Below are 6,633 nucleotides of genomic sequence, written 5' to 3'. Positions count from 1 at the left end.
CAAAATAATATCATTGGTGAGTATGAGTCTAGCGGCAGGATTGATGATTTGGAAAGTACCACATCCGTGGTTTGTTGTCGGGGCGATAGTGTGTATGATTACTGTGCAAATCTGGATGTGGACTAGATCGGCAAGAAATTAAAAACTTTTCTAAACATGCGTTTAGTCCATTTAAATATTTGAGATGATGAATTTGCCAAATCTTTATTAAAAAAGATAAATTAAATATGTGTAATAAAGATCATAATATATATTGTAAACTCATACAGTTAAATTGGTTATTGGTAAATATCAATTTTTATTTACAACTTGAATTAAAATCTTGAAAAAATAATCAAATATATTACACTTTAATTAATAATAATTATCATTTTCAAATTGTGGGTGGTTATGAAACAAAGGCAAAATCAACTCGTAGAGTTCTTTGTCAATCATCATGATGAATTATTAAACTATCTGAGTGCGCGTCTGGGTAATCGTCAGTTTGCCATGGAGATGGTGCAAGAAACTTATCTTCAAATGGCAAGAAAATCAGATTATTTTGAAAATAAAGTCATGACTTTGGCACTACTAAAACGGGTTTCCTTAAATCTTGCGATTGATCATTGTCGTAAACAGCAGACTCTAGAAGACCGTATTGACTTTGATAGTGAAAAATTAAATGAATTTTCGGATCTGGAGTTACATGGCTGGACATCTGCTGAATTGGTTGTTGCGCAACAGCAATTTGAAAAAATGATTTTCAAAAAAATTCATGAATTACCACCGGTATGTCAGGACGTATTTATTCTGGCACATGTTCATCATTTGACACGTGAAGAAATTGCCAAGCAATTAGAACTTTCCTTGAGCATGGTCACCAAGCATCTTAATCGTGCTTATCCTTGTTTAATTCCATTATTGTTTCCAACAGACCATCAAGATTGAATGTAAGTAAACAGCTATGTCAAAAACAAAACATCATTCGTTAAAGAGCAAATCTGTAAGCTATACCAGTCAAGATATTGATGAGGCATTGATACCTTTTGAACAGGCATTGGTTGCACATTTTCCAAGTAAGGAACAAATTATTCTGCGTGCCAGACAACGCAGATTACGCAGAAAACAGGGGGTTTCTGCATTGTTAATGGTGGTATCTTCATCAGTATTTTTATTTTGGTGGAATCCAGCCTATCAGACTCAGCAATGGACAACAAAATTAGGTGAAACCAGAAAAATCAATCTTTCAGATGGTAGTCAGATTCATTTAAACACCGACTCAAAAGTATTGGTAAAAATGCATTTGCGATCTCGTGAAATACAATTACAGCAGGGTGAAGCAACTTTCCATGTTGGGCATTTACCAAATGGTTTACGCAAATTTGAACGTCCATTTACGGTGCAAGCAGGTCAATTACATATTGAAGATATTGGTACGGTGTTTAATGTGCACCGTTATTCACAGCATCATGCGATAGTCACGGTATTACAGGGTAAGGTACGTGTGAGTACACGGGCAACACCGACACAATATATAGATCTTGAGAAAAATCAAAGTATCGAAAATCATGCAACGCTTCTTGGGGAGATGAAATACGTTAATGCTCAGGCACAGACAGCATGGCATGATGGTGTGATCAAATTTGATCACATGCCTTTAGGTGATGTTATTCGGGAATTCCAGCGTTATGCTACTTTTCAAGTGGATTTCAACCAACCACAAGCGGAACAGCTTAAAATTTCTGGAAGCTTTGATGCAGCACAATCCCAGCAATTTATTGAATTGTTGCCGAATTTTGCACCTGTACAGGTTCGGCAATTGTCATCGGGGACATGGCAAATCTCAACAAGAAAAAAATAAATAAATTTTTTGATTAAGACAGGTGTTTATATCGCATCTCAAAATCGTTTAAGTAAATGAACGATTATATTTTTCATTTACGAGGTTAATGATGGGGCAAGCACAGCGATTCAAATTGAAGGCTTGGAAGCTCAAGAGCCTAAGTCTGGTAGTGGCAACTGTACTTTATTCAGGGAGTGTGTATGCAGAAGTGATTTCGCTAGAGGTCAATCTGCCAACCCAGTCGTTACAGACATCTATAGAACGTATCGCGCAACAGGGCAATGTACATATTGTCTATCTTAGTGATCTATTACAACAGAAAAAAGCTCCAGCATTAAGGGGTAAATATACGATAGATCAGGCATTAGAAAAATTATTACAGGGTACGAATTTAACAGTTCAGAAAAATGGCAATGTGTATACCATTACATCTAGATCGGTTAAGAATAATTTTTCGAGTAGTGATCACAAGGTAGATAAAAATGTAGTGCAACTATCAGCAATTACTGTCAGAGCTGAACATGATAATAGTTATGATCAGCCACGTTCAATTACTGTGATTAATCGTAAACAACTGGAAGATCGGCCAGCAAAACATGCTGCTGATATGTTGGAACAAAGTGCTGGTGTCTATTCTAGTGTGAGCCAGCAGGATCCAGCTTTATCAGTTAATATTCGTGGTATACAGGATTTTGGTCGTGTCAATATGAATATTGACGGCATGCGTCAAAACTTTCAAAAAACCAGTCATGGTGCTCGTGATGGACAAATGTATATTGATTCGGAATTATTATCTGCTGTCAAAATTGAAAAAGGCGCTACCAATAGTTTGGGAAGTGCTGGAACTTTAGGTGGAATTGCGACTTTTACTACAGTCAATGCCGATGAATTTTTACAGAATGGCAAGGATTTTGGTGGAAAACTACACGTTAGCACTGGAACTAACGCAAGCAAATTTATTGGTAGTGCTATTGTTGCAGGACGCTATCAGGATGTAGATGTATTACTTGGGATTAGTGAGCGAAAATTAGGTGATTATAATCCAGGTAAAAAAGGTAATATTGGTGATATTCGAACGTCCGTCAGTGATCCGTATAATGCCGGAGTAACTACCGCAGCAATGCAGGAGGCTCTGAAAAATCAGAAAGTTTCTTTTTCAAATTACGAAATGCAATCTGGTTTATTTAAAGTTGGCTGGAATATTGATGAAAGTCAACGTTTGCAATTTAGTTATTTACAAACGAATACTGACACCCCTAATGCAGGCATGATTACGGCAATTTATAGCGACCCCAATAATACCCGTGGATATTATACATTAGGTTGGAAAAATACTGGCTTTAGTCAGGTAAGCGCCAAAAATTTTGCACTGGATTATAGTTTAAAGCCAGTCGGTCAGGACTGGCTGGATTTAAAAGCCAAAATTTATCATGTGGATACTAAAGATAATACTGATACATATAGTACCAGCACCTTAACTGATAATAGTTACTCGACAGAAACTCGGCTTAAAACATATGGTTTGCAACTGGAAAATACTTCACGGTTTCAAATTTTTGATAAGCATCTAATACAGGCCAATTATGGATTGGATTTTTTCTATGATAAAAATGACAGCCATTCCAGTAAAGCAAGTATGGAGGGCGTTACTCCTAAAGGTAATCGCTGGATGGCAAGTATTTTCAGCAACTTGATCTACAATTATGATGATTGGTTGAAGATAGAGGGTGGACTGCGTTATGACCGTTACCGATTAAGAGGCAATACTAGTATAGATGGTATCTGGTATATCTATGATGTATGTACTGAGAGAAGAGCATCCTCGTGTACATATAAAGATACCATGAGTTGGCATGTTGATCGTGAAGAGGGCAAATTATCTCCTACATTTGCATTGGGAATTAAACCTGGCATTGAATGGCTTGAAATTTTTGCTAATTATGGCAAAGCATATCGTCCGCCTGCCATCACTGAAACTTTGGTTTCAGGAAGTGCACACAGTTCTGCAACAGTTTATCCAAACCCTTATGCTCAAGCAGAAAGATCGGAGTCATGGGAAGTTGGATTCAATGTAAATAAGCAAAATTTATTTGTGGATCATGATCAATTTAATCTGAAAATAGCTTATTTTGATACACGTGTAGACAATTATATTTCCTTGGCAACTAATAGAATTTTACCTGGTTATGGCGTTCTTGCCAGCTCTGGTTATGCTGCTTATGTGAATAATTTGCTAAAAACACAGTTTAAAGGGATTGAATATCAACTTAGCTACGATGCAGATATATTTTATGCAAATTTAAGTTATTCCAGAATACTTGGGAAAAATGACTTTTGTTCCAAAGCAGCTTGGTTAGGAAATAAGATAAAATTTGGTGGAGAGGCTTACAACTGGTATCCAGTTGAATATGAAGAAACTATTTTAGCCTGTAGTGGCAGTAGTTCCGGTATTACAAGCGGTACATTCAGCAATCTAAATTATTTACCTAGTGATCGTGGCTCATTAACATTAGGTGGACGTTTAATGGATCATCGGTTGGATTTCGGTGCAATTATTCGTTATAACAAAGGCCGACAAGACCATTCAGTTGTTTCAAGCAGTGGTGCAGTCGGTTCATTTTATGTGGCAGATTGGCCGAAATATACCTTGCTGGATCTTTATGCCAGTTATCAAGTTAATTCGCAGTTAAAATTTAGTGGTTCAGTAGAAAACCTGATGGATCGAGCGTATGTGGTCGCTTTTGGTGATACTTTGTCCTATACATTAGGACGTGGTCGTACCTTTATAGCGGGATTGGAATATAAATTTTAAGGTTATTTAAGATAGTCACATTGCAATGCATCTTTCTTCTCAGAGTAAGGTGCTTCATCATTATTTGATATTAGGTTTATTATGAATACTGCAACATTATCACATCGTCTCAAGATTGAAACCAGCCATGAACATGACCGTATGGAACAGCTCATGGAAAAGGCACAGGTATTTGCCAATCGACACAACTATGCCCAGCATACCTTGGCACAATACTATTTCCAGCAAGATATCGAAAATCTATATCGCCATGCCGAAGTGGAACAGATCATTCCAGATTTAGACGTGCGGGGTCGTTCACAGGCCGCTCTACAGGATTTGCAGGATTTAGGCTTAGAACCACAAAGCAGTGATATTGCTACAGAACAAGTCGGTTATCCCGAAGCTTTGGGCTGGATTTATGTCTCAGAAGGTTCGACTTTGGGCGCAGCATTTTTATTTAAAGAAGCGCAAGCAAAGTTGGGTTTATCGGCAGAATTTGGTGCACGTAATCTGGCTGCCTACCCAGAGGGGCGTATGCGCGTGTGGAAACGTTTTAAACAGGCATTGGATGAAGCAAATTTTAGCAAGGAAGATCAGGACAAAGTGATTCAGGGTGCATTGGATGGCTTTACCCGTTTTGGTCAATTGCTCGACAACCTTGATCAGTTGAAATAACCGGATAACAGCATCTGAGCCGAACATTCAGGGAAGAACAACATGCGAAACCAGTCGCCTGACGTAAATATCAGTGACTCGAAGCTATCCAAAAGAGTTTGGGTGAGGTGGCTCTGTATCGCCATGTCGATCATCTGTTTAATTGTGGGGACGATAGGGATAGTTGTGCCGGGCTTACCTACCATTGATTTTTATATTTTGGCCAGTATTTTTGCAGCAAAAGGTTCAAGTCGTTTACATCAGTGGATTATACACAACCGGTGGATTGCCCCGATATTACAGCAATGGCATGAACATCGGACATTACCGTTAAAAGTCAAAATAATGTCGTTAGTGAGTATAGCGGCAGGACTGATGATCTGGAAAGTTCCGCATCCATGGTTTGTTGCTGGGGCGATTGTGTGTATGATTGCTGTGCAAATCTGGATGTGGACTAGAAAATAATAATTTAAATCAATCTACTGCTAAAAATAGAAAAAATATTTAAAAAACTTGTCATATTTTATGTTTTGTTTTGGTAACTATTAATGAAAATATTAATCATTATCTTTGGGGTTACAGATGAAGTCACTGCAAAAAACCTATCTTTCTATATTGATACAGGCATTTGCGATTGCAAGTGTACCTGTTACAACACTTTATGCGCAGCCTGCTCAGGCACAAGTGACGGAGCAGCGTAGTTATAACATTCCTGCCAATACATTGGGTTATGTTTTATCTACTTTTGCAGCGCAGTCTGGTGTGGTGTTTAGTTATGACCCAAAAATTGTGCAAGGCCAAACAAGTCCGGGTTTACAGGGAAAATATTCGGTAGATACAGGATTTAAAAAAATACTTGCGGAAACATCCTATCAATTAAAAGAATCTGATCAAGGTTATGTATTGATCAAAAATAATGAAAATAAATCCGACCGAAGTGATCATACTCAGATAAACAATATCCATGGTGCAACAGTGCAACAAGAAGCAGTCCAGCTTGCACCTCTAGTTGTCTATGGTCAGAAAGATCGGGATACACAAGGCTATGATGATGTATATGATAAAAATTACAGTACAGTTTACGCAGGAAAAGACCTGATTGAACGTTTTAAAGGCACTACACCATCTGATTTATTTAAGGGCATGGCCAATGTGTATAGTGGTGATGCTAGAAATAGTGGTGCTTTAGATCCGAATATCCGGGGAGTACAGGGCGAAGGACGTGTACCATTAACCATTGATGGTACAGAACAGGCTTTAACGGTATGGCGTGGTTATAATGGAGCAAATAATCGAAATTACATCGATCCAAATTTGATCAGTAGTATTTCAATTATAAAAGGTTCTGGATTAAATAGGGATG

The 6,633-nt window shown here is 37.9% G+C and carries 6 protein-coding genes and 1 pseudogene; all 7 read left to right on the top strand.

What is annotated here, in order from left to right; all coding sequences use genetic code 11:
* Positions 1-142, top strand: a pseudogene (locus tag F4V57_RS14985) (YbaN family protein); the annotation flags it as partial.
* A 248-nt stretch (positions 143-390) separates the two neighbouring features.
* Positions 391-927: an RNA polymerase sigma factor gene (locus F4V57_RS14545; RefSeq protein WP_070070619.1), complete on the top strand. Its 537-nt coding sequence runs from the start codon at positions 391-393 to the stop codon at positions 925-927.
* A 16-nt stretch (positions 928-943) separates the two neighbouring features.
* On the top strand, positions 944-1,840 hold the full coding sequence (locus F4V57_RS14540) for a FecR family protein (protein WP_070070618.1): 897 nt from the start codon (positions 944-946) through the stop codon (positions 1,838-1,840).
* Between the two features lie 91 nt (positions 1,841-1,931).
* On the top strand, positions 1,932-4,634 hold the full coding sequence (locus tag F4V57_RS14535) for a TonB-dependent receptor (RefSeq protein WP_070070617.1): 2,703 nt from the start codon (positions 1,932-1,934) through the stop codon (positions 4,632-4,634).
* 81 nt (positions 4,635-4,715) lie between these two features.
* A complete protein-coding gene (locus tag F4V57_RS14530; protein ID WP_070070616.1) occupies positions 4,716-5,291 on the top strand; it encodes a biliverdin-producing heme oxygenase in 576 nt (191 codons plus the stop codon).
* A gap of 42 nt (positions 5,292-5,333) precedes the next feature.
* A complete protein-coding gene (locus F4V57_RS14525; RefSeq protein ID WP_070070615.1) occupies positions 5,334-5,735 on the top strand; it encodes a YbaN family protein in 402 nt (133 codons plus the stop codon).
* 117 nt (positions 5,736-5,852) lie between these two features.
* Positions 5,853-6,633, top strand: a 781-nt coding sequence (locus F4V57_RS14520) for a TonB-dependent receptor plug domain-containing protein (protein ID WP_150330559.1), incomplete at its 3' end; no start/stop codon positions are given.

Origin of the sequence: Acinetobacter qingfengensis, from assembly GCF_008693185.1 — a bacterium.
Taxonomy (GTDB): Bacteria; Pseudomonadota; Gammaproteobacteria; order Pseudomonadales; family Moraxellaceae; genus Acinetobacter; species Acinetobacter qingfengensis.
Note: the sequence above shows the minus strand (reverse complement) of the source record. Positions and strands in the feature narration are given on the sequence as shown.

Bases quoted from the DNA above. Each gene is read 5' to 3' on its own strand.
- F4V57_RS14545 (WP_070070619.1), top strand. From the start codon at position 391: ATGAAACAAAGGCAAAATCAACTCGTAGAGTTCTTTGTCAATCATCAT.
- F4V57_RS14540 (WP_070070618.1), top strand. From the start codon at position 944: ATGTCAAAAACAAAACATCATTCGTTAAAGAGCAAATCTGTAAGCTAT.
- F4V57_RS14535 (WP_070070617.1), top strand. From the start codon at position 1,932: ATGGGGCAAGCACAGCGATTCAAATTGAAGGCTTGGAAGCTCAAGAGC.
- F4V57_RS14530 (WP_070070616.1), top strand. From the start codon at position 4,716: ATGAATACTGCAACATTATCACATCGTCTCAAGATTGAAACCAGCCAT.
- F4V57_RS14525 (WP_070070615.1), top strand. From the start codon at position 5,334: ATGCGAAACCAGTCGCCTGACGTAAATATCAGTGACTCGAAGCTATCC.